Source organism: Agrobacterium sp. AGB01, assembly GCF_014851585.1.
Taxonomy (GTDB): Bacteria; Pseudomonadota; Alphaproteobacteria; order Rhizobiales; family Rhizobiaceae; genus Agrobacterium.
On the sequence record NZ_JACVAB010000006.1, the window covers coordinates 60,863 to 84,826 of the forward strand.

Here is a 23,964-nt window from a genome sequence, read left to right on the forward strand (position 1 = left end):
GTCCTGACGTTTCAACCAATGGAAACGACTCCGGATTTTCAATTGTGCAACGCCTCGCGGAGACGGGAGCCACCCATGAGCTTGTCATTTTTTCCGGGATCACATGCAAAAGCTGTTTTGACTGCCCTTGGCGGCACTCAAGCGATGATTGAGTTTGATCCATCCGGGAAGATACTGTCTGCAAATGACAATTTCTGCCGCGCACTTGGCTATTCAGCCGCCGAAATCATTGGCAAACATCACAGTATATTCTGTGACCCCAAATATAGCGGCAGTCAGGATTACAGAAAGTTCTGGCAGGACCTGGCGAACGGCAAGGCGGATGCAAGACAATACAAGCGCATCGGCAAGGGTGGCGCCGAAGTCTGGATACAGGCCTCCTACAACCCTGTGATCATTGGCGGCAAGGTCCAGAGCGTTATCAAGATTGCCACTGTAATTACCGAAGCAAAGCTCAAATCAGCCGAGGATGCGGGCAAGATAAATGCCATCTCACGCGCTCAGGCTATTATCGAATTTTCCACCACTGGCCAGATCATTACGGCCAACAGCAACTTTCTGAACTGTCTCGGTTATACGCTTGAAGAGATAAAGGGCAAACATCATAGCATGTTCTGCGAAGCAGCGTTCCGCGACAGTGCCGACTATGCGACCTTCTGGAAAAAATTGGCTGCTGGAGAATTTATTGCCCAGGAATTCAAGCGCATAGGTAAAGGCGGAAAGCCCGTCTGGATTCAGGCATCCTACAATCCGATTCTTGATGAGGAAGGCAATGTCTTCAAGATCGTGAAGTTTGCCACCGACGTGACGGAACGCGTTCGCGCCGTCAATGAAATCGCTGATGGTTTGACCGGCCTCGCCAATGGCGATTTGACGACGCAGCTCAACACACCTTTCATCCCTGCCCTCGACAAACTGCGCACAGACTTTAACGGATCGATCGCCAGACTGCGCGACGCCATGAAAGTTGTCTCAGACAATGCAACGGGCATTGCTGGCGCTTCACATGAAGTCAGCATTGCCTCAAGCTCTCTAGCCGAACGGACGGAGAAACAGGCCGCCGCTATCGAGCAAACCGCAGCCGCACTGGAAGAAATGACCCAAACGGTTACTGACAACAGCCGCAGAGCGGAAGAGGCAGGGCAACTGGTAGCGAAGGCCAAGAGCGGCGCCGAGCTTTCCGGGACTGTCGTCAACAACGCCATTGCGGCCATGGACGAGATTGAGCAATCGTCAAAGGGCATAAGCAACATTATCGGCGTTATCGATGAGATCGCCTTCCAAACCAATTTGCTTGCTCTGAACGCTGGCGTGGAAGCAGCTCGCGCCGGCGAGGCTGGCAAGGGCTTTGCCGTGGTCGCACAAGAAGTGCGTGAATTGGCGCAACGTTCCGCCAATGCCGCCAAGGAAATCAAGGCGCTGATTACCAAATCAACCGAGCAGGTTGCCAATGGTGTTTCGCTTGTTGATGAGACAGGCAAATCACTGGAGTTAATCGTTCGTCAGGTGGCCGAGATCAATCAGAATGTCGCAGCCATGATTGAAACGACCCGCGAGCAGGCGACTGGATTGAAAGAGATCAATTCTGCGGTCAATTCCATCGATGCCAATACGCAGCAGAACGCTGCCGTGGTGGAAGAAACCAGCGCCGCCAGCCACGGTTTGGCAAAAGAAGCAGAATCTTTACGTAATTTGCTAAGACAATTTAGATTTACGCAAGACTCTCACGCTAAAAGGAATGATGTGAAAGGGGATGTGCAGCCCTTGGCATCAAGAGCACGCGGTACGGTTGCCACACCGGCAGCCAGAACACATGGTTCTCTTGCTTTGGCGCAAGTACAGCAAGATTGGGAAGAATTCTGATGGCGACGATTAATTCTACAAATTTCGGCAGCGACACTTTGGAAATCATTGCATTTCGCCTGCACGATCAGGAATTCTGCGTGAAGACGACCACAATCCGCGAAATTCGCGGCTGGGCGCCATGCACCCCGATCCCGCACGCCCCAGCTGATGTGATTGGCGTGATGAACCTGCGCGGTTCTGTTATTCCGATCATCGATCTAGCCTACAAACTCGGCATGAAAAGCACCGTTGCCAATGAGCGTAGCGCCATCGTGGTTGCCGAAGTTCACAACATGGTCATCGGCATGCTGGTTGACCGCGTATCCGACATTCTGACAATTCCTGCCAATCAGGTTCAGCCTGTGCCGGAAGTATCCGCTTCTTTCGACAAGTCCTTCTCCGAAGGCATCATCGCCAACGAACATGGCATGATCTGCTTCCTGAACCTCGCAAAGATGTTCAAGGGCAACGAGATCGAAGATCTGGCAGCATAAGAAACATGCATCACGCTACGCCACACATTGCGAGCGAGATCATCTTTCCAAGCGTTCTATAATTTTAAACCGCTGCGATCCGTTCGTGGCGGTTTTTGTTTGTATCCAACAGCTAATTCCCCCCGTTTCTTTCCGTATTAAAAAGAGCTTCAAGCAACAATGCATCAATTACATTTTAATATTCTAATGTTCTAATCACTATATTGGAGATTGATGATTTTTCTCCCCGTCAGCGAATGAATCGCGATAACGCTGCCAAGCGAAAGTAGACGCTCTCACTTTCGCTGTTTCCGGGAGGGTACAATGTTCGGCCTGCATAAAGTCAGTGATGCCAGAAATATCGTTGATGCCATATCCAAATCGCAGGCCGTGATTGAATTCACCACAAACGGCGTAATCCTCAATGCCAATGAAAACTTCTGCAAAGCCCTCGGTTACGACCTGAACGAGATTATTGGCAAACATCACCGCATGTTCTGTGAGCCAGATTACAGCGGATCTGCAGAATACACCCAGTTCTGGCAAAACCTGGCGGCGGGAAAACACGACACCAAAGAATACAAGCGCATCCGCAAGGATGGCCGCGAGATCTGGATACAGGCTTCTTACAATCCGGTTTTCCGCTCCGGCAAAGTTTACAAGGTCATCAAACTGGCGACCGACATCACCGCCGTCAAACAAAAAGCGGTGGAGGATGCCAGCAAGCTGAATGCGCTCTCCAAATCACAGGCTGTGATCGAGTTCACCTCTACTGGTGAAATTCTCACCGCCAATGAAAACTTCTGCAAAACACTGGGTTACGACCTCTCAGAGATCGTGGGAAAACACCATCGTCTGTTTTGCGAGCCGAACTATGCTGCAACATCCGATTATGCCCAATTCTGGCAGCGTCTTTCGCAGGGCGAATTTATTGCCGATGAATTTGTACGCTTTGGCAAGGGTGGCAAGGAAGTCTGGATACAGGCAGCCTACAACCCAGTTTTCAACGACAAGGGCACTGTCGTAAAAGTCGTCAAGTTTGCGACAGACGTCACCCCACGCATGAGCGCAATTACGGCACTCGGCGACGGCCTCAGAGCCTTGGCCGATGGAGAACTCTCGCAAAATCTCGATACTGCCTTTGTGCCCAGCATGGAAAGAGTTCGGCACGACTTCAACGAAGTCATCGCCAAACTGCGTACCACCATGCAGACGGTTGCCCATAACGCGACAACCATTGCCGCAGGTTCTGCCGAAATCCGCACAGCTGCAGACCAGCTGGCGCAAAGAACCGAGCAGCAAGCTGCCTCACTCGAACAGACCGCCGCAGCACTCGAAGAAATCACCACAACAGTCAAGGATTCCAGTCTGCGCGCCGACGATGCCGGAAGGCTGGTAACTTCCACCAAAAACAATGCCGAACGCTCCGGTGCCATTGTCGACAAGGCAATTGGCGCCATGGATGAGATATCTCGCTCCTCCAAGGAGATCACCAACATCATCGGCGTAATTGACGACATTGCGTTTCAGACCAACCTGCTGGCGTTGAATGCCGGCGTTGAGGCGGCACGTGCTGGTGAGGCCGGAAAAGGCTTTGCCGTCGTTGCGCAGGAAGTACGCGAACTGGCACAACGGTCTGCCAGTGCCGCCAAGGAAATCAAGAACTTGATCAATACTTCGGGCGACCATGTCGCCAATGGTGTCGAACTTGTTGGTCAGACAGGCGGCGTGCTGCGAGAAATCGCCAGCCAGGTCGACCAGATCCACGTCAATGTCTCGGCGATTGTCGAGGCGGCCCGTGAGCAAGCAAATGGCCTTGCGGAAATCAACCAGGCGGTCAACATGATGGACCAGGCAACGCAGAAGAATGCGGCCATGGTTGAGGAAACAACCGCCGCCAGCCACGGTTTGGCGCGCGAATCGGAAATATTGAGGGAGCTGTTGACCCAGTTCCGTATCGGCAATGCTCAGGCTCAGGCTCAGGCCTATCAAGCGCCGACTCCACATGCCGTTGTCAGCAAACACCAGCAGGTCGCCTCACCGGTTCATAAAATGGTTGCCAACCTGCGGCACGCCACATCGGCAATGCCTGCGGAGCGCGCCGATCAATGGACAGAGTTCTGACATCGAGATGCACTCCAGACAAAAAAAGGCGGCCCGAAAGCCGCCTTTTCTTATTATACGAAGAGCACGAAAGTCTTCTGCAGGGTAATCCAGATACCCCAGACAATCGGGATACCGACAACGGCCCAGGCAATCAGTGCCTTGGCGTCGAGACCACCCTTGCCAATACCGAACGAACCGGAAGGACCGGTGTCCACGGCCTTGGTCTTAGCCTGAAGGGCTGCAACTTCTTCGTCAGACATGTACCACTTGGCATCCAGCGGCTTAACCAGCAGGTTGGCGATAAGGCCAACAGCCAGCATGCCCGCCAGAATGTACATGGTAAAGTCGTAGACCTGCGCGCGTGGAATGCCCGCCGCGATCTGTGCTTCACGGATGTAGTTCACGACAACAGGACCGATGATACCGGCTGTTGCCCATGCCGTCAGCAGACGACCATGGATAGCACCAACAAACTGCGTACCGAAGATATCGGCAAGGTAAGCCGGAACAGTTGCAAAGCCACCGCCATACATCGACACGATGATGCAGAACATGCCAACGAACAGCGCCTTGTTGCCGAGACCGGCAGCCCAAGGGGCAGATGCGTAGAGTACGATACCGAGTGCGAAGAAGGTGAAGTAGGTTGCCTTGCGGCCGATACGGTCAGACATGGAGGCCCAAACGAAACGGCCACCAATGTTAAACACCGAAAGCAAACCGGTGAACCCGGCAGCAATCGCTGCAATCGACGCTAGTTGCTCAGTGTTCAGATCAGCAAACTTGACATCAGGCAGACCAATCAGCGAACCGGCGAAAATTTCCTGCAGCATTGGCGAAGCCATGCCGAGTACGCCGATACCAGCCGAAACGTTAAGGCACAGTACCAGCCAGATCATCCAGAACTGCTTTGTCTTGTGCGCGTTCTTCAGGTGAACGTGGCGGGTCGTGATCATTGAGCTCTTGGCAGCAGGCGCTGTCCAGCCTTCAGGCTTCCAGCCGGCAGGTGGAATGCGGTAGCCAAATGCACCAGCCATCATGAAAACGAAGTAGATCGCAGCCATGACCAGGAAGGTTTCCCAAACACCGATCGATACATCGGTACGGAAATGGCGCATCAGCGCATCCGCAAGCGGCGCACCGATCATAGCACCGCCGCCGAAGCCCATGATCGCCATGCCGGTCGCCATACCGCGACGGTCAGGGAACCACTTGATCAAGGTCGAAACCGGAGAGATGTAGCCGAGACCAAGGCCAATACCACCGATAACACCAGCGCCGAACCACATCAGCCACAGCTGGTGGGTCATGATCCCAATGGCAGCAATGGTCATGCCACCACACCAGCAGACAGCCGATACGAAACCGGCCTTGCGTGGGCCAGCGCGCTCAAGCCAACCGCCCCAGATCGCAGCCGAGCAGCCCAGCAAAACGAAGAACAGCGTGTAGATCCACCCAAGGTCACTGACGCGCCAGTCGCAACTGGTGGTAAACAGGGCAGTCGCGAGACCCATGTCCGAGCAGACGACGGACTGGTTGATGCCGATTGCCTTGGTCAAAGGCAGCCAGAACACGGAAAAGCCGTAGGCCATACCGATGCAGAGATGAATGGCCAGCGCAGCAGGCGGTACCATCCAGCGGTTAAAGCCAGGCTTGGCAATAATGCGCTCACGGTCAAGGAAGCCGATACCGGCTGCGTTGCCAGTGAACGTCTCGTTCGTAGCAGTCATGTGTTTCCTCCATTCGACCCGGCTGAATGCCTCGCGAATACGGTTGTTGTCATTTACTCGGCTGTCCCGACCGGCGGTGAGCACACACCGGCATGGGACATTTGATCAGGTCTACGTGTCATGAACACCGACCCTGACGCGGCTTGAGCGGCCTCTCCTAAAACCCGCCCATTTCGCTTGATCCGAATTGCGTTTTGACAAGTGCAAAGATCGTGCCAAAAATAAAAATAAATAATTACAAGGCATTAGAATAAAATTCACGCCACTTTTCGGACAAAATGTCCATGGCAATGCGACAAAATGTCCAAGCGGTGCGACAAAATCGCGCCAGGATAGCAGGTCTGATTTTGGAGATTTACTGCGCTTCAGGTAGCCAGACCGTGAAGATCGTTCCTGTTCCAGGTGTGCTGTCAGCGGAAATGATACCGCCTTGACGGATCACCAGCATCTGGCTGACCGATAGACCAAGCCCTGTACCTTCCTGCCGTTTGGTGGTGAAAAACGGTTCAAAAATTCGGGCGAGAACTTCCTGATCCATGCCGATACCGGTGTCGGACACTGTCAGCACAACACCAGCTCGCTCGTCACGCTCTGCATCATGGCAGCCAAGACCTAATGTGCCGCCATGGGGCATGGCGTGAGCGGCATTGACGATCAGATTGACCAGCACCTGCTGCAACTCGGTGCGATTCATCAACACCAACCGGCTGACATTGTCATCACGCACGACATTGATACCGCTGCGGTTCAGCACGTGCTGAACCAGTGGCATGGTATCGGTCATGATATGGGCCGGGTCATGCCGTTCAACATAACCGGCGAATTCTTCTGGTCGCGCAAATTGCAGCAACTTGGTGACAATACGGCTTATGCGCTCGACCTGCTCATCAATCAGTCGAAACTCGATTTTGGCCAGATCGGCCTTTTCACCGATCAGATAACGCGCCACCTCGAGATTGCCCTGAATGACGGCAATCGGATTGTTGATCTCATGGGCAACGCCGGCAGTGATCTCTCCTACCGTGGCCAGCTTTTCAGAAATCACCAGCTGTTTCGTGGTGGCTTCCAGCTGATGATTTGCAAGCTGCAATTCCCGCGTCCGTTCGTCAACACGCACATTCAGCTCTTCATTCCAGGCGCGCAGTTCCCCTTCACGCTCCTGCAGGCGCTGCAGCAAATCGTCCAGATGCACGGCCACCTGCCCGATTTCATCATGCGTGGCAGGCAGCCCGGTTCGCGCACCAAGGTCGCCCTCATCCACACGCGCGATGGTTTCGGTCATTCGCTCCAGTGGCTTGAAGATGCTGCGCGCCCACCGCAAGAATACCGGAATGCTCATCAAGGTTATCGCAAGAAATGCAATAATGACCGCGGCGACCGTTTCATATTTGGCGCGGGCGAATGGCGCTTCCAGAAATCCGACGTAGAGCATGCCCGCACGACTGCCGTAACTGTCGACCAGCGGTTCATAGGCGGAGACATACCAGTCGTTTACGACGAAGGCGCTGTCGAGCCATACGCGCCCTTCACCCAGCACCGCCGTCCGCACGGCGTTGGATACCTGCGTTCCTAATGCCCGCTTCCCTTCAAAAAGACGGACATTGGTGCTGATGCGGACATCATCCAGAAACAGCGTTGCCGTACCCTGACTGCCCTCCGGCAGACTGGCTTCCTTGTAGACTAGATCGTTGATCGTATCGATGAAATCGAGATTCTGGTTGAGAAGTTTGCCACCGACAAGAGCCAAACGCCGACCAGGCGAAACATCAATTGGGCTGGCGGCGTGAATGGCAAGACCGCGTGTTTCCCAAAGCTGCTCCGATTGCCCGGAATTGGGGGTCTTTACAAGCTCCAGGCGGGCACGTTGCGCCAGTGCTGCGGAAATCTCTCCCAGCTCGTCATTGGAAAAAATGTCGAACGCGTAAGCGGCTTTTCCCTGCAGCGCCTTGGCCCGCACGGGCCAATTGACCCTCACACGTGACACTTCTGTCCCCGCGCTGGCGGTAACCCGCCCCTCAGGGTCAATTATAAACAGGAAGTCGAGCCCCAGCTTCTCACGGCTTTCTTCCAGATAACCACCCAATTGTGTCGCTGTATCATCCTGCAAGACATCCTGAAGCCGTGCGGAGGTCGCAATGGATTCAATACGTTCGCCGGTGTTTTCGAGAATGGTCGACAGATATTGATGCGCAATGGTCAGATCGCCATGCACTTTGGAGATCAGCAGTGAGTCGAACTTGGCGCCCCAACGCACCATCGTCACGCCCAGCAGCAGCGGCAAAATCACCAGGGTTGGTAAAAGGGCAATCGCCAGCAGTTTAACGCGGACGGACCGAACCGGGCTGACCACTTTTGGCTGATGTTGCAGATCAGCCATGCCAGGAGGTCAGCTTGCGATCAATGGTCTTCCGGGAAATGCCAAGCCGTTTTGCCGCTTCATCGCGGTTGCCAGCGACCTCGTCGAGGACGCTCAATATGTGACGGCGCTCAACCTCTTCCAGTGTGGCATTGCTGGCAGGTGCAGAAATGCCACCTCGTAGATCAGCAGGAAAGCGGCCCAGAATAAGGGTACGCTCGATAAGGTTACGCAGCTCACGGACATTACCGGGCCAGTTATAGGCGAGCAGCGCCGCCTTTATCGCATCATCCACCTGTACGGGCGGCATGCCGAGCTGCCGCGACAGCTTGTTCATGAACAGATCGGTCAGTTCAAGAACATCCTTTTCACGTTCCCGCAGTGGCGCGAGATGCACCTGCATGACGTTGATGCGGTAATAGAGGTCAGCGCGGAAACGGCCTTTTTCGACATCCTTGGCAAGATCGGCATTGGTGGCGAACACAAAGCGAATATCGATCGGCACTTCCCGCTCGGAACCAACCGGCCGAACTTTGCGATCTTCAATGACGCGCAGCAACTTGCTTTGTAGCGCCACCGGCATTTCACCGATTTCATCAAGGAACAGGGTGCCACCCTGCGCGTGTAGGAAAAGACCCTCGCGCCGGGAATCCGCGCCGGTAAACGCACCCTTCAAATGGCCAAACAATTCTGTTTCCAGCATGTCAGCGGGAATAGCCGCACAATTGAGCGGCACAAAGGGTTTGCCAGCACGGTCGGATAGTTCGTGAAGGGAACGCGCCAGCACTTCCTTACCGGTACCGGACTCACCTGTCAGCAACACCGACGTTGGCAAAGGTGCAACGCGACTGATCATTTCACGTGTCTGCTGAATGGTCGCAGAGCTGCCAAATATCCGGTCACGCAAATAGATGTGATCGGACGCGGCCCTCAGCTCATATTTGAGCGCAAAGTTCTCCCGCTGCAACTGGATGCGGTCCAGCGCGCGAGAGATGGCATTGAGGATCTGGTTTGACCGAAACGGTTTCAGCACAAAATCCGCCGCACCTGCCCGAATGGCCTGTATCGCCGTATCAAGATCGGCATAGGCCGTCATTAGGATTGTCTCGGCATAAAGGCCGATGGAGCGCTGCTCTGCTAGCCATTCAAGACCGGTTTTCTTCGGCATGATATTGTCAAGAATGACAATGTCGAAATGACGCTCATCCAACTTACGGCTGGCCTCAACCGTATCTGCTGCTTCGTCGATAAATTTGCAGCGACTTTCCAGCGTGCGCACAAGGAAATTGCGCATGCCCGGCTCATCGTCCACAACAAGAATAGATGCCTTGGCGAGCCACGGTCCGAAATCGGATTCTTGAGCCGCAGCGGGCGGCTTTGCAATCACTTCGTGTTGCACATCACTCTCCTGCGACATCCGCTATCAGCTTAAAAATGACGAATAGCAGAGCCGCGCCTAAAAGCGAAATCAGGAGGCGATATCCGCACCCGCTGCGATCTCAACAATTCTGTGAGCATGGGTGAAAATTTCGAAGTCCTCACCCCTCACCAATGCCACCAGTGTCACACCGGCCTTTTCCGCCGTCTCGATGGCAAGCGCAGTGGGTGCCGAAATCGCCAGCAGGATGGGACTGCCAAGAATAGCAGTCTTCTGCACCATCTCGACGGAAATACGGCTTGTAACCGCAATCATACCGTCGCTGCCCCGACGGCCAGCACGAAGGACAGCGCCAACCAGCTTGTCGAGACCATTATGCCGCCCGACATCTTCGCGGACAGCCAACAATCCCTCACCTGGCAGGTAGAAGCCGGCGCCGTGCACGGCGCGCGTTTCCCGATTAAGTGACTGCCCGTCCGATAACAGTGTGATCGCAGAAACAATGTCATCAAACGTCGCTTTAAGCGTGGCAGTTGAAACGTCGGGAACCGGACGAAGTGCCTGCTCGATCGATTCAATTCCACAGAGGCCGCAGCCGACTGGCCCTGCCATATGACGACGTCGCGCACGCAGTGCATCAGCCTGATTGTCCCCAAGCATCACCTGCACATCGTAACCCTGATCGGCAGCAAGGATTTCGACGTCGACGATCTCAGAGACTTCACGGATGATACCCTCAGTCAGGCTGAAACCAATGGCAAAGTCTTCCAAGTCGGCCGGTGTGCCCATCATGACTGCATAGGTAGAACCGCCGTAGGAAAAGGCGATTGGCACCTCCTCAGGAACAGCACGTGTGGCTTGCGCCAAAACACCTGCGTGCCGTGATATGCGTATGACTTTCCGCGAGGTTTCCATCAGATAACAGCCCTATTCGCCTGCACGTGACAAAAGCCGGAACAATTGGCAGCATCATGCGCACCTGCCATTGGCTTTTATCACTATTGGAGCCTAGTTCTACCCAAGAGCAATGGCGCATCAAAGCGCAAATTCGCAACGCCGATGAAAGTAGTCGTCTGAGCAGCGGTAGTCCAAAAACAAAAAAAGCGACCGGAACGGCCGCTTTTTTCTCATTTTTTGTGGGCAGTCATTCTTTCGAACCCGCCCGGTGCTTTCAAGCAGCGACGAGAACCTCATGCAGGTTCGTCAGTTCGTAAAGGTGCTTTTCAAGCTTGGTCAGGTGGTCGTGGTGGTGGCTACCACCTTCGATTTCTGCCTTCGCTGCATCAATACGCTTCTGCAATGTGTCAGGGCTGATTTCATCGGCCGAAACAGCAGATTCAGCAAGCAATGTGCAACCTGTTGGCAGAATGTCGGCAAAACCGCCGAACACCACGTACTTGTGTGTCTCACCAGAGGCAAATTTCACCGAAACGAGACCAGGCTTGATCGTCGTCATTACCGGCGCATGGTTTGCCAACACCGTCATTTCGCCCAGAGTGGCTGGAATGACGACTTCAGTAACCGTTTCGGAAACGAGCAGGCGCTCCGGAGAAACAAGTTCGAATTTGAAAGTGTCGGCCATGGCTATTCACTTCTTGTTTTGTTGCGCGACAGACAAAGGCGCGTGGAAAAGCCACGCGCCCTTCTTAAAGCATTATCAGGCAGCTTCAGCAGCCAGCTTCTTTGCCTTTTCGATAGCTTCTTCCATCGAACCGACCATGTAGAATGCTGCTTCTGGCAGGTGATCGTAGTCACCATTTACCAGGCCCTTGAAGCCCTTGATGGTGTCTTCGAGAGCAACCAGCTTGCCCGGCGAACCGGTGAAGACTTCGGCCACGAAGAACGGCTGCGACAGGAAGCGTTCGATCTTACGAGCGCGGGCAACAGCCAGACGGTCTTCTTCAGACAGTTCATCCATGCCAAGGATGGCGATGATGTCCTGAAGAGCCTTGTAGCGCTGCAGTGTCGACTGAACCTTACGAGCCACTTCGTAGTGCTCTTCGCCAACGATCATTGGGTCAAGCATACGCGATGTGGAGTCGAGTGGGTCAACAGCCGGGTAAATACCCTTTTCAGCGATCGAACGCGACAGAACGGTCGTTGCGTCCAAGTGGGCGAACGATGTTGCTGGCGCCGGGTCGGTCAAATCGTCGGCAGGTACGTAAATAGCCTGAACCGAAGTGATCGAGCCCTTCGTCGTTGTGGTGATGCGTTCCTGCATCTGGCCCATGTCGGTAGCAAGCGTCGGCTGGTAACCCACAGCAGAAGGGATACGGCCGAGCAGAGCGGACACTTCGGAACCAGCCTGCGTAAAGCGGAAGATGTTGTCCACGAAGAACAGAACATCCTGGCCCTTGTCACGGAAGTCTTCAGCGATCGTCAGACCGGTCAGAGCAACACGTGCACGTGCGCCTGGTGGTTCGTTCATCTGACCGTAAACGAGAGCAGCCTTGGAGCCTTCGCCACCGCCGTGCTTGTTAACGCCCGACTCGATCATTTCGTGGTAAAGGTCGTTACCTTCGCGAGTACGTTCACCCACACCGGCAAATACCGAGTAACCACCGTGCGCCTTGGCCACGTTGTTGATCAGTTCCATGATGAGAACGGTCTTGCCAACGCCAGCGCCGCCGAACAGGCCGATCTTACCGCCCTTTGCGTAAGGAGCGAGAAGGTCAACAACCTTGATGCCGGTAACCAGGATCTGGCCTTCAGTCGACTGGTCAACGTAGGACGGAGCTTCCTGGTGGATAGCGCGCTTGCCGGAAGTGACCAGCGGGCCAGCTTCGTCAACAGGCTCGCCGATAACGTTCATGATACGACCAAGCGTCTCAGGACCAACCGGAACAGTGATCGGAGAACCGGTGTCACGAACGGCCTGACCGCGAACCAGACCTTCGGTCGAGTCCATGGCGATCGTGCGAACGACGTTTTCGCCGAGGTGCTGTGCAACTTCGAGAACCAGACGGTTGCCCATGTTGTCAGCTTCAAGCGCGTTGAGGATCGCAGGCAGGTCGCCTTCGAACGCCACGTCGACAACAGCGCCGATAACCTGCGTAACTTTGCCAGTCGCGGTTGTGCTCGCTGCGGTTTTCTTGGGGGTAGCTGCCTTAGCCATTATCCTTACCCTCTTTCCTTAACCTCAGAGCGCTTCAGCGCCCGAAATGATTTCAATCAGTTCCTTGGTGATCTGAGCCTGACGCTGACGGTTGTAAGACAATGTCAGCTTGTGGATCATTTCACCGGCGTTGCGCGTTGCGTTATCCATCGCGCTCATTTTGGCACCCATTTCGCCAGCGACGTTCTCGAGCAATGCCCGGAAAACCTGAACCGAAATGTTGCGCGGAATAAGGTCTTCCAAAATGGAAGCCGCATCCGGCTCGTATTCATAAATTGCAGTCGTTGCCGTCTGCTCGACTTCAGCGGCCGGCGCAGCAGCAGGAATAAGCTGCAAGCCTGTCGGCACCTGGCTGATAACCGATTTGAACTCGGAGTAGATCAGCGTGCAGACATCGAATTCACCGGCGTTGAAACGCGCAATGATCTTCTTGGCAATCTGGTCGGCATTTTCGAAAGCGATCTTCTTCACTTCGCGCAGTTCAACGCGCTCAATAATGTTCGATGCGAATTCGCGACGCAGGCTGTCGTAGCCCTTTTTACCAACGGTCATGATTTTGACCGTCTTGCCTTCGGCGATCAGCTTACGCGCACGATCACGAGCAAAACGGGAAATCTGTGAGTTGAAACCACCGCAAAGACCACGCTCGGCTGTGCAGACGACGAGCAGATGCACGTCGTCCTTGCCGGTACCGGTCATCAGTGCAGGAGCTACGTCTGCCTCAACCGCCTGAGCGATATTGGACAGAACGGCGCTCATGCGCTGTGAATATGGCCGGGCAGCCTCAGCAGCCTCTTGCGCACGACGAAGCTTCGCCGCGGCGACCATTTTCATCGCCTTGGTAATCTTCTGTGTCGCCTTGACCGAGGCAATGCGGTTTTTCAGATCCTTTAGTGAAGGCATCCGTTATCCGTCCCAGTGTGAACCCTAATCAGGCGAAAGACTTTGCGAAGCTATCCAGAGCAGCCTTGAGCTTGCTCTTGGTGTCATCGCTAACAGCCTTTTCCGTGCGAATGGTGTCGAGAATGCCCTTGCCTTCCGAACGGAGGTAGGACAGCAGACCCTGCTCGAACTTGCCAACCTGGTTTACAGCAACCTTATCGAGGTAACCGTTCACGCCAGCAAAGATCACGGCAACCTGTTCTTCCGTCTTGAGCGGCGAGAACTGTGGCTGCTTCAGGAGTTCCGTCAGACGTGCACCACGGTTCAGCAAACGCTGTGTGGAGGCATCGAGGTCCGAACCGAACTGAGCAAATGCGGCCATTTCGCGGTACTGAGCGAGCTCACCCTTGATGGAACCAGCAACCTGCTTCATGGCCTTGATCTGAGCAGCAGAACCAACGCGCGAAACCGACAGACCGACGTTAACAGCCGGGCGGATACCCTGATAGAACAGGTCGGTTTCCAGGAAGATCTGGCCGTCGGTGATCGAGATCACGTTGGTCGGAATAAACGCGGAAACGTCGTTACCCTGTGTTTCGATGACCGGCAGAGCAGTCAGCGAACCAGCGCCCATTTCGTCGGAGAGCTTTGCAGCGCGCTCGAGAAGACGGGAGTGAAGGTAGAAAACGTCACCAGGATAAGCTTCGCGGCCTGGAGGACGACGCAGAAGAAGCGACATCTGACGGTAGGCAACAGCCTGCTTGGAAAGGTCGTCGTAACCGATCAGCGCATGCTGACCGTTGTCACGGAAGTATTCGCCCATTGCGCAACCAGCGAACGGAGCCAGATACTGCATAGGAGCAGGATCGGAAGCCGTAGCGGCAACGATGATCGAGTACTGCAGTGCGCCACGCTCTTCCAGAACCTTAACGAACTGGGCAACGGTCGAACGCTTCTGACCGATAGCAACGTAGACGCAGTAAAGCTTGTCACCGTCAGGACCATTGTCGTGAATGGCCTTCTGGTTGAGGATCGTGTCGAGAATGATCGCGGTCTTGCCGGTCTGGCGGTCGCCGATCACGAGTTCGCGCTGGCCACGACCAACTGGGATCAGGGCGTCGATAGCCTTGAGACCTGTGGACATCGGCTCATGAACCGACTTGCGTGGAATAATGCCAGGAGCCTTTACGTCAACGCGAGCGCGCTTCGTGGCATTAATCGGGCCTTTGCCGTCAATCGGGTTACCGAGAGCATCGACCACGCGGCCAAGCAGCTCAGGACCGACAGGAACGTCAACGATGGCGCCGGTCCGCTTAACGGTGTCGCCTTCCTTGATGTCACGGTCAGAACCGAAAATAACCACACCGACATTGTCGGATTCGAGGTTCAGCGCCATACCACGGATGCCGCCTGGGAACTCGACCATTTCACCAGCCTGAACATTGTCAAGGCCGTAAACGCGAGCGATACCGTCACCAACGGACAGAACCTGGCCGACTTCCGAGACTTCAGCCTCGTTGCCGAAATTTTTGATTTGATCTTTCAGAATTGCGGAAATTTCCGCGGCGCGGATATCCATCAGCCAACCTCTTTCAGTGCAAGCTTAAGGGTGGAAAGTTTGGTGCGAAGAGACGTGTCGATCTGACGGGAGCCAACCTTGACGATAAGGCCACCGAGGATCGACGGATCAACGGTTACGGAAACCGTTACATCCTTACCAGTAACGCTCTTCAGCGCCGCCTTCAGTTCAGTTTCCTGCGCTGCATCGAGCGCATGTGCCGAAGTAACTTCGGCAGTAATTTCGCCACGGTGTGCGGCAGCGATTTCGCGATAAGCGCGTACCATGCCAGGAACGGCAAACAGACGGCGATTCTTGGCGACAACTTTGAGGAAGTTCGCAGCAAGCGTCTTCAGGCCGGCCCTTTCGCAGATAGCCGCGATGGCCTTGCCCTGATCTTCAGACGAAAATACCGGGCTTTCCACCAGACGCTTCAAATCGTCACTCTCGTCGAGAAGCGACTGGAATGCATCGAGATCGGCCCCAACCGCCTCTACAACACCCGCCTCAAGAGCAAGCTCGAAAAGCGACGACGCATACCTTTCCGCTACACCGGATGTTCCATGGGAGGTGTCTGCCACTGGCACTTTTTCCCTGCTTATCATCCAAGAAAGACAAGTCGCGTCAGCAACTTTGCCAAATTCTTGAAATCGTTTCAATTTCCCCGAAAAAGGCTAAAGTGATCCCCCTCACCTTTTCGAATTTCGCGGTCCGTCTAGCATAGGATGCCGGGACTCGCAACACGGGTAATAACGGAATAAGGCTTTAGGGCAACAGGAAAGCAGAAAAAAATACGAAATCCCCATTCCTTTGCCAAAAGCGCCACACCTTGGGCGTTTCAGCCAGCCTCACACTATTCCAAAAACATAGAGTAACGGCAAGGCAGCAAGCAGAAAATTCACAACCAGAAGTAGGCAATTTCGCCATGTTATGCCACCATCCGAAAGGATGGAGAGAAGGGCGCCGAAGACGGCGACTGCAAACGAAAAGCCAAAAGTTGTATATATAAATATCTGCTGAAGAAGCAGTGCCGTTGCGCCAAGGCCGAGATAAAAGCCAGCCAGCGACGAGCGGATCAGCACAAACCCGTCATTGCGCTCACGGCTGGATTGCAATGCAAAGAGGCGCAAGGTCACACCAGGCGCAAACAACATCAATAACCCGATCAGGGCTGAAACCGATGCGGCCAAAAACGCCAGTTGTTCTCCAAACTCGGTTGGAAAGTAAAATTCCATGATTGCCAGCCCCTCGCCTCAAATCAGTTTCACTTGCCGACTTACAATATTGACCTGAAAATCGGAATCGTTATTTCAGCGCTACTTCAGCTTCACAGAAAACTCTGGGGGTCGATGTCCACTTGGACATGGATAGAGCCACGTTCCTTTGGACCATTGGCCAGCATAGCGCGCATAAACCCCTGCATGTCCGAATTGCGTTTTCCGTGAACCAGCAGCCGGAAACGATACCGTCCGCGAATAAGTGCGAGCGGTGCCTCCGCCGGCCCTAGCAAGGCGATGCCAGCAGCCTGCGGCGCTGCAACTCTCAGAGCACGGGCATGGGTTTCTGCATCAGCGCGGGTTTCCGCCGACACGATAATCGAGGCTAAACGCCCAAACGGCGGCAACATCGCTTTTTCACGTTCAATGATTTCACGATCATAAAACGCCCCGGCATCACCGGAGACAATGGCCTGCATCACAGGGTGCTGCGGTTGATAGGTTTGCAGAAGACCATGACTTTTCAGACCGGTACGACCGGCGCGACCCGTCACCTGTGACAGAAGTTGGAAGGTGCGCTCCGCCGCACGCGGATCGCCATTTGCCAATCCCAGATCGGCGTCAACAATGCCAACCAGCGTCATCAGCGGGAAGTTATGGCCCTTCGCCACCAGCTGCGTGCCAATGACGATATCGACCTCGCCATTAGCAATCGCTTCCAGTTCCAACCGCAAACGTTTTACGCCACCAGGCATATCCGATGACAGAAGGATGGTTCGCGCATCAGGGAAGTGTTTCTCGACCTCTTCGGCAATACGTTCCACACCAGGACCACAGGCAGCCAAATGGTCGAATGTGCCGCATTCCGGGCAATGGTCCGGTGTCTTTTCGGCGTAACCACACTGGTGGCACTGTATCTGCTCACGGAAACGGTGCTCCACCAACCAACTGGCACATTGCGGGCACTGAAAGCGATGGCCGCATACGCGGCAAAGCGTCAACGGGGCATAACCACGTCGGTTGAGGAACAGCAGCGCCTGCTCACCGCGTTCAATGGTCTTGCCAATGCCGCGCAGCAACACCGACGACAGAAAGCCGCCCCGTTCTGGCGGGTGGCGTCGCATATCGACAAGGTGCAGATCGGGCATCGCCGCATCGCCAAAACGCGTATGCAGATGAATGAGATTATAACGCCCGGAATTGCCGTTGACCTGGCTTTCCACCGATGGCGTCGCAGAGACCAGTACGACGGGAAAATCAGCTATTCGCGCCCGCACCACCGCCATGTCGCGTGCATTATAAAACACGCGATCTTCCTGTTTGTAAGCTGGGTCATGTTCTTCATCGACAATGATCAGACCAAGATTGTCGAAGGGTAGAAACAGAGCGGAACGCGCACCTGCCACCACCCGCACCTCGCCGGTCGAGGTCTGCCGCCATACCTTTTCGCGGGTTTTCGGGGCAAGCTCGGAGTGCCATTCGGCCGGTTTTGCGCCAAACCGGTTCTGAAATCGCTCCAGAAATGCAGCGGTCAGTGCAATTTCAGGCAGCAGGATCAACACCTGCTTGCCCTGCCGCAGCGTTTCGGCAACCGCCTCGAAATAGACTTCTGTCTTGCCGGAGCCGGTTACGCCATCGATCAGCGAGACAGAAAATCCGCCCTTGCGCTGATCCTCAAGAATTTCAGACGCTGCCTGCTTTTGCGGACCTTCAATACGCGCCTCGACATAATCAGGGTCAGGTTCGGCAACCACGGGCGGGGCAGGTAGAAACACGGTTTCGAACACGCCCTGTTTTGCCAAACCATCAATAACGCTGGTGGAAACACCGGCAGCATGCGCAAGTCCGCTCTTTGTCCAGGTATGGCCCTCACCCGCCAGCTCGATCACCCGCTGGCGTGCCGGTGTCATGCGTTCGGGCCGGCCTTCACCCAGACGCAGGCCTTCAATCATCGGCTCGGGGTCAAATGCGGTGGGAGCGCGCAGCGCCATACGGGCCACCAGTCCCGGCGGAGACAGCGTGTAGGAGGCAACCCAATCGATGAAGCGCCGCATTTCAGCTTTAAGTGGCGGGCAGTCAAAAGCCTTGGTGATCGGCCGCAGTTTCTTCGGATCAACGGTCTTGCCGTCATCCTGCTCCCTGTCCCAGACCACTCCAATCACCTGCCGCGGCCCAAGCGGAACCTGCACCACAGTGCCCGGTTCCACCACCATATCGTCTGGGACTGCATAACTGTAAGGACCGGGCGCAGGCAGCGGCACAAGAACCGGCACGCTATTGCGCGCCACAGGTGCAGGATCGAATAATACGCCAAACAGGTCAGTCGAATCTTTTGCCATTGTGCGGCGACCATGCCTTTTCATGAACAAAAAGGAAACCGCAAACAGCGATGCGCAATGCCTTCAATATCGTCAATTTTAACCAAATGCTGATCCGCAGCCTCTATCCTTGTCATCAATTGAACCACCGGAGCGTAATGAGTTGTCCGAGATTCTGACCTTTGCCGATCAGGCTGTTCTTGATGAGCGGCAGACATGGCTTGCCACATTGCAGGGTGAGCGCCGTCTTTCCGGAAACACCGTTGAGGCCTATGAGCGGGACACAAGACAGTTCCTGATGTTCCTCACCGGTCATCTCGCCGCACCGGCGGGCATCAAGGATATTGCCGACCTACGCCCCGCCGACTTGCGTAGTTTTCTGGCATCCCGCCGTCGTGATGGCGCAGGCGCCCGTTCGCTTGGCCGCCATCTGGCGGGCTTACGATCCTTTCTGCGCTATCTGGAACGCAAGGGTCTGGTGAAGACAGCAGGCGCGAATGCCATTCGCACGCCTAAACAGCCAAAGTCTCTGCCAAAGCCGCTTACCGACAGGCAAGCACTGAACCTGACACAGACCGATACCCAGATGCAGGAAGAACCGTGGATCGCCGCCCGCGATGCAGCGGTACTGTCTCTTCTTTATGGCTGTGGTCTGCGTATCTCCGAGGCACTAAGCCTGCGCGCAGTGGATATTCCAAGCGCCACAAGCGCACTTCGCATCACTGGTAAAGGCGGAAAAACGCGTCTGGTGCCATTGTTGCCGATCGTCGCCGAAGCAATCGCAACATATCGCAAGCTTTGCCCGTACCATCTGACGAATGACGAACCGATGTTTGTCGGCGCACGCGGCGGCAAACTGCACGCAGCCATCATCCAGCGCGGCATGCAGAAATTGCGCAGCGCGTTTGGTTTGCCGGATACGGCAACACCGCATGCATTGCGACATTCCTTCGCCACCCACCTGCTGGCTGGCGGTGGTGATCTGCGCACCATCCAGGAATTGCTTGGCCATGCCAGCCTATCAACCACGCAAATCTATACCGGGGTCGATACGGCACGCCTGTTGGAAATCTACGATAACGCCCACCCGCGGGCGTGAACGGAACGGTTGTGCTGTCCACGCATTAACCAATTTCTTTAATACAATTGCGACGTCGCCGTCATAAAAAACCTTTAGCGAAATTACGGGATTGCATGACCATGGCTGGCGGATTGAACACTGAACGTCTTCTTGGTTGGAGATTGCCACGTCCGGGCACCACCATGCTGGCCCTGTGCGCCCTGTTCCACATCACGCTCGTGACCATATTGCTCCTGACTTTGCTCGGTATCAAACCGGCACATGCACAGGAGGATCTGAGCTGTGTCGGCCAGGATCTCGTCGAGATCATGCAGCGCGATGAACCGCAGAAATACCAGAACTTGCAGGAAGAGGCGGATAAAGTCCTGAATGGAAAAGGTACATTCTGGCGCGTCGAAAAGGACGGTCTTGCACCGTCCTATTTGCTTGGCACCATGCACATTACCGACCCACGTGTTCTCAAAATGCCAAATGGCGCGCAAGAAGCATTTACCAGTGCAAAGACGGTAGTGGTTGAGTCAGACGAAATTCTCGACGAGAAAAAAGCAGCGGCAGCGATATTCGCCAGACCGGACCTTTCGATGTTCATTGATGGCAAGTCGATCACCGATATGCTGTCGAGCGAGGACAAGCAGCGACTGGAGGACGGCCTGAAACAGCGCGGCATTCCGCTGGCATCCGTGCTGAAGATGAAGCCATGGATATTGGCAAGCTTTGTGGGGCTGCCAGCCTGTGAGTTCAAACGCAAGGCGCAAGGAGCATCGTTCCTTGACAAGAAGATTGCCGAAGACGGCGTCGCGGCTGGCAAGTCCGTCAAAGGACTGGAGACACTTGTCGAACAGATACAGGCCATGGCTGATCTGCCAATGGATTTCCACATGAAGGCATTGGTCGAAACGTTGGGCCTTGGTGATCGCATGCAGGACATCATCTGGACAATGACCGATCTTTATCTTCAGGAAGATATCGGCGCGATCATGCCGATGATCACAGCCGCCACACCGCAAAACTCTGGCGTGGATGAGGACGGTTATGCGAGCTTCGAAAAGCGGATTATCACCGACCGTAACCATGTGATGGCAGAAAGAGCAGCCCCGTTGCTTGCTCAGGGCTCGGTTTTCATGGCGGTGGGCGCACTCCACCTGCCTGACGAGGAAGGGGTCGTCGAACTTCTGCGCAAACAGGGTTATACACTGACCCGCGTCAACTGATCATCAGCCGTTGACGGCAACCTTGTGAATGCCGCGGCTGACCTTTTTCAGGGTGGCCGGTACAATGCGCCGGTGAACGGGTGCAACAAACATCATATAGACCCAGCCCAGCCAATTCTTACGGTTCACAAGCGTGGTGACACTGATTGTCGGATCACTGTCGTGTGCTTCAACGTCTATCACAATGCGGAAATCGAGATGATGGTCATCAAACCCCATCACCGTCCTGTCTGCCGTAGAGGCGATAATCGGAAATCCCCCAGCGCTTTCGCCCGCTGAAAGCTGTACTGTCTTCAGGCCGAACCAGCGCACAACGCCATTGCGCAGTCGCATGAGGAACGAAACCCAGGCCGGTGGATTTTCCAAAATAAGGCGCGCTGCCGTAAGCGATGTCAGCCCCTTCTCCTGAAGGGTACCTTCGAAACGATCCGCCCAATTAAACGAAAATGGCAACGGTTCTGACAAGAGCTTCATTCTTGACCTCTGATGTTGACTGAGGCCAAACATTTACCGATACGCACAAAAACAAAAGGCGGCGAATTGTCGCCGCCTTTCATAAGCTGTGACATCAGCAATGATTACATGTGGATTGGCTTGAAGAACGTGGCGAGTGCCGCTTCCTTCACAGCTTCCGACATGGTCGGGTGAGCGTGGCAGGTACGGCCGAGGTCTTCGGAAGAACCGCCAAATTCCATGATAACCGCAATCTCGTGGATCATTTCACCAGCCCCGAAGCCAACGATGTGACCGCCGAGAACGCGATCGGTTTCCTTGTCCGCCAGAATCTTCACAAAGCCGTCAGTAACCTGCATGGCGCGGGCGCGACCATTGGCCGTGAACGGGAACTTGCCAACCTTGTAAGCAACGCCAGCGGCCTTGAGTTCTTCTTCTGTCTTGCCAACCGATGCGATTTCCGGCTGCGTGTAAACAACGCCTGGAATGACGTCGTAATTGACGTGGCCATGCTGGCCAGCCAGGATTTCGGCAAGAGCAACGCCTTCATCTTCAGCCTTGTGCGCCAGCATCGGGCCCTTCACAACGTCGCCGATTGCATAAATGCCAGCAACGTTGGTCTTGTAGTGAGCATCGATTTCAACGCGGCCACGGCTGTCCAGAACAACGCCAGCTTCGGCAAGGCCGAGACCTTCAGTGTAGGGCTTGCGGCCGGTGGAGATCAGCACAACATTGGCATCGAGAGTTTCGGCTTCGCCACCCTTTACAGGCTCGAAGACAACCTTTGCGCCATCAGCCGTTTTTTCAACGGCAGTAACCTTGGCGCCGAGCTTGAAGTCCAGGCCCTGCTTGGCCAGCAGACGCTGAGCCTGCTTGGACACTTCGCCGTCCATGCCGCCGAGAATGTTGTCGAGATATTCAACAACGGTCACCTTGGCACCGAGACGCGACCAAACGGAACCGAGCTCGAGACCAATAACACCGCCGCCGACCACGATCAGCTTTTCAGGAACCTTGGTGAGCGCAATGGCACCGGTCGAGGACACGATGGTCTGCTCATCGATTTCAACATTGACGCCAGGAATGCCGGCAACGTCAGAACCGGTCGCAATAACGATGTTCTTGGCTTCGATTTCCTGAACTTCGCCCTTGTCGTTGGTCACGGAAACCTTGCCCGCAGCCACAACCTTGCCGGTGCCCTGGAAAGCATCGATCTTGTTCTTCTTGAACAGGAAGGAAACGCCATCGACGTTGGCTTTCACCACACCGTCCTTGTGCGCCATCATCTTTTCAATGTTGAGCTTTGGTGCGGCGACTTCAACGCCGAGCGAATCCAGACCGTGTGCAACATGCGCGAAGGTTTCGGATGCATGCAGCAGCGCCTTGGAAGGAATGCAGCCGACGTTCAGGCAGGTGCCGCCGTAGGTCGAGCGCTTTTCAATAACGGCAACCTTCAGGCCGAGCTGGGCCGCCTTGACCGCGCAAACATAACCACCAGGTCCGGTGCCGATAACAACTACATCATAAGCCATGTTCTAATTCCTGATTGATGATGGCAACGGCTAAACCGTGACCATTCGGTTTTGGCCTTCAGGCCGCTTTTTCAGTGGCAAGTTTAATTCCAAGCGCAATGAAAACCACACCGCTGGTGCGATCGATCCACTGGCTTGCACGCGAGAATGCCGCACGCATGCGTGGCGTTGTCATGAACAGGCTGACCCCGATAAACCACAGGATCAGGAAGCTAGCCATGACCAGCCCGTAAGAAAATTTGATAGCAATCGGTGTATGCGCGCTGACGACCGTTGAAAAAATCGACAGGAAGAAAAACACCGCTTTGGGATTGAGTGCATTGGCTGCAAAACCCGACGTAAAAGCCTTGAGCGCCGATTGCTGCTGACGGGGTGCAGTCGTCACATCGCCTGTGGCTGCCGTTACATCGGTCTTGCCGGCGCGCAACGCCTTGATGCCGATATAGAGCAGGTAGGCAACACCCAGCCATTTGACGAGATTGAACAGGTAGATCGACTGGGAAATGACGAGGCCTAGACCAAGGATCGTGTAGCTGACATGGACCATCAACGCAGCGCCAATACCAAAACTGGTAATGATTGCCTGACCGCGGCCGTGCACGATGGCTTGGCGCATCACCATCGCCAGATCGGCGCCCGGTGATACGATGGCAAAGGCAAAAATCGCCATCAGCGAGAGCAATTCAGTGAGGTAAGCGTGCATGACGAATAT

Annotated in this window: 19 protein-coding genes; 5 read left to right on the plus strand and 14 right to left on the minus strand. The window is 54.9% G+C overall.

Annotated elements, in window-relative coordinates; translation table 11 throughout:
• Positions 1-75 precede the first annotated feature (75 nt).
• The 3 genes from IB237_RS19490 (at position 76) to IB237_RS19500 (ending at position 4,442) form a co-directional block, all read left to right on the plus strand.
• Entirely contained in the window at positions 76-1,863 is a 1,788-nt protein-coding gene (locus tag IB237_RS19490) for a PAS domain-containing methyl-accepting chemotaxis protein (protein WP_192490380.1), read from the plus strand.
• Positions 1,863-2,339 (plus strand): chemotaxis protein CheW, encoded by a 477-nt coding sequence (locus IB237_RS19495; protein ID WP_192490381.1) that lies wholly within the window; start codon positions 1,863-1,865, stop codon positions 2,337-2,339. The genes IB237_RS19490 and IB237_RS19495 overlap by 1 nt, the downstream gene beginning before the upstream one ends.
• Before the next feature lie 303 nt (positions 2,340-2,642).
• Positions 2,643-4,442 carry a PAS domain-containing methyl-accepting chemotaxis protein gene (locus IB237_RS19500; protein ID WP_192490382.1) on the plus strand — a complete coding sequence of 600 codons (1,800 nt, stop codon included), beginning with the start codon at positions 2,643-2,645 and terminating at the stop codon, positions 4,440-4,442.
• Between the two features lie 53 nt (positions 4,443-4,495).
• On the opposite strand, the gene IB237_RS19505 is transcribed toward IB237_RS19500, so the two are convergent.
• From IB237_RS19505 to IB237_RS19555, 11 genes are all read right to left on the minus strand, one after another.
• On the minus strand, positions 4,496-6,151 hold the full coding sequence (locus IB237_RS19505) for an OFA family MFS transporter (protein WP_192490383.1): 1,656 nt from the start codon (positions 6,149-6,151) through the stop codon (positions 4,496-4,498).
• A 355-nt stretch (positions 6,152-6,506) separates the two neighbouring features.
• Positions 6,507-8,528 (minus strand): cache domain-containing protein, encoded by a 2,022-nt coding sequence (locus tag IB237_RS19510; RefSeq protein WP_192490384.1) that lies wholly within the window; start codon positions 8,526-8,528, stop codon positions 6,507-6,509.
• The gene (locus tag IB237_RS19515; RefSeq protein WP_192490385.1) at positions 8,521-9,924 is read right to left on the minus strand and encodes a sigma-54 dependent transcriptional regulator; all 1,404 of its coding nucleotides are present in this window, start codon (positions 9,922-9,924) and stop codon (positions 8,521-8,523) included. The genes IB237_RS19510 and IB237_RS19515 overlap by 8 nt, the downstream gene beginning before the upstream one ends.
• 51 nt (positions 9,925-9,975) lie before the next feature.
• Positions 9,976-10,800, minus strand: a complete 825-nt coding sequence (fdhD, locus tag IB237_RS19520) for a formate dehydrogenase accessory sulfurtransferase FdhD (protein ID WP_192490386.1) — start codon at positions 10,798-10,800, stop codon at positions 9,976-9,978.
• 256 nt (positions 10,801-11,056) lie between these two features.
• A complete protein-coding gene (locus tag IB237_RS19525) occupies positions 11,057-11,467 on the minus strand; it encodes a F0F1 ATP synthase subunit epsilon (protein ID WP_192490387.1) in 411 nt (136 codons plus the stop codon).
• A 75-nt stretch (positions 11,468-11,542) separates the two neighbouring features.
• Positions 11,543-13,000: a F0F1 ATP synthase subunit beta gene (gene atpD / locus IB237_RS19530; protein WP_192490388.1), complete on the minus strand. Its 1,458-nt coding sequence runs from the start codon at positions 12,998-13,000 to the stop codon at positions 11,543-11,545.
• 24 nt (positions 13,001-13,024) lie between these two features.
• Positions 13,025-13,903, minus strand: a complete 879-nt coding sequence (locus IB237_RS19535; protein WP_192490389.1) for a F0F1 ATP synthase subunit gamma — start codon at positions 13,901-13,903, stop codon at positions 13,025-13,027.
• A 28-nt stretch (positions 13,904-13,931) separates the two neighbouring features.
• On the minus strand, positions 13,932-15,461 hold the full coding sequence (atpA, locus tag IB237_RS19540) for a F0F1 ATP synthase subunit alpha (RefSeq protein ID WP_192490390.1): 1,530 nt from the start codon (positions 15,459-15,461) through the stop codon (positions 13,932-13,934).
• Positions 15,461-16,027: a F0F1 ATP synthase subunit delta gene (locus IB237_RS19545; RefSeq protein ID WP_192490391.1), complete on the minus strand. Its 567-nt coding sequence runs from the start codon at positions 16,025-16,027 to the stop codon at positions 15,461-15,463. Before IB237_RS19545 ends, atpA begins: the two co-directional genes overlap by 1 nt.
• A 261-nt stretch (positions 16,028-16,288) precedes the next feature.
• A complete protein-coding gene (locus tag IB237_RS19550; RefSeq protein WP_192490392.1) occupies positions 16,289-16,675 on the minus strand; it encodes a DUF4345 domain-containing protein in 387 nt (128 codons plus the stop codon).
• Between the two features lie 92 nt (positions 16,676-16,767).
• Positions 16,768-18,996: a primosomal protein N' gene (locus IB237_RS19555; RefSeq protein WP_192490393.1), complete on the minus strand. Its 2,229-nt coding sequence runs from the start codon at positions 18,994-18,996 to the stop codon at positions 16,768-16,770.
• 142 nt (positions 18,997-19,138) lie between these two features.
• Here IB237_RS19555 and IB237_RS19560 point away from each other — a divergent pair, with 142 nt between their 5' ends.
• Complete coding sequence (locus IB237_RS19560; protein WP_192490394.1) at positions 19,139-20,074, plus strand: tyrosine recombinase XerC; 936 nt, start codon at positions 19,139-19,141, stop codon at positions 20,072-20,074.
• Between the two features lie 101 nt (positions 20,075-20,175).
• Complete coding sequence (locus tag IB237_RS19565; RefSeq protein ID WP_371815373.1) at positions 20,176-21,267, plus strand: TraB/GumN family protein; 1,092 nt, start codon at positions 20,176-20,178, stop codon at positions 21,265-21,267.
• A gap of 3 nt (positions 21,268-21,270) precedes the next feature.
• On the opposite strand, the gene IB237_RS19570 is transcribed toward IB237_RS19565, so the two are convergent.
• The 3 genes from IB237_RS19570 to IB237_RS19580 form a co-directional block, all read right to left on the minus strand.
• Complete coding sequence (locus IB237_RS19570) at positions 21,271-21,741, minus strand: DUF2867 domain-containing protein (RefSeq protein WP_192490396.1); 471 nt, start codon at positions 21,739-21,741, stop codon at positions 21,271-21,273.
• 104 nt (positions 21,742-21,845) lie between these two features.
• Positions 21,846-23,252: a dihydrolipoyl dehydrogenase gene (gene lpdA / locus IB237_RS19575; protein ID WP_192490397.1), complete on the minus strand. Its 1,407-nt coding sequence runs from the start codon at positions 23,250-23,252 to the stop codon at positions 21,846-21,848.
• 58 nt (positions 23,253-23,310) lie between these two features.
• Positions 23,311-23,955, minus strand: coding sequence for a LysE family translocator (locus tag IB237_RS19580; RefSeq protein WP_192490398.1), 645 nt, complete (start codon positions 23,953-23,955; stop codon positions 23,311-23,313).
• Between the last annotated feature and the right edge of the window lie 9 nt (positions 23,956-23,964).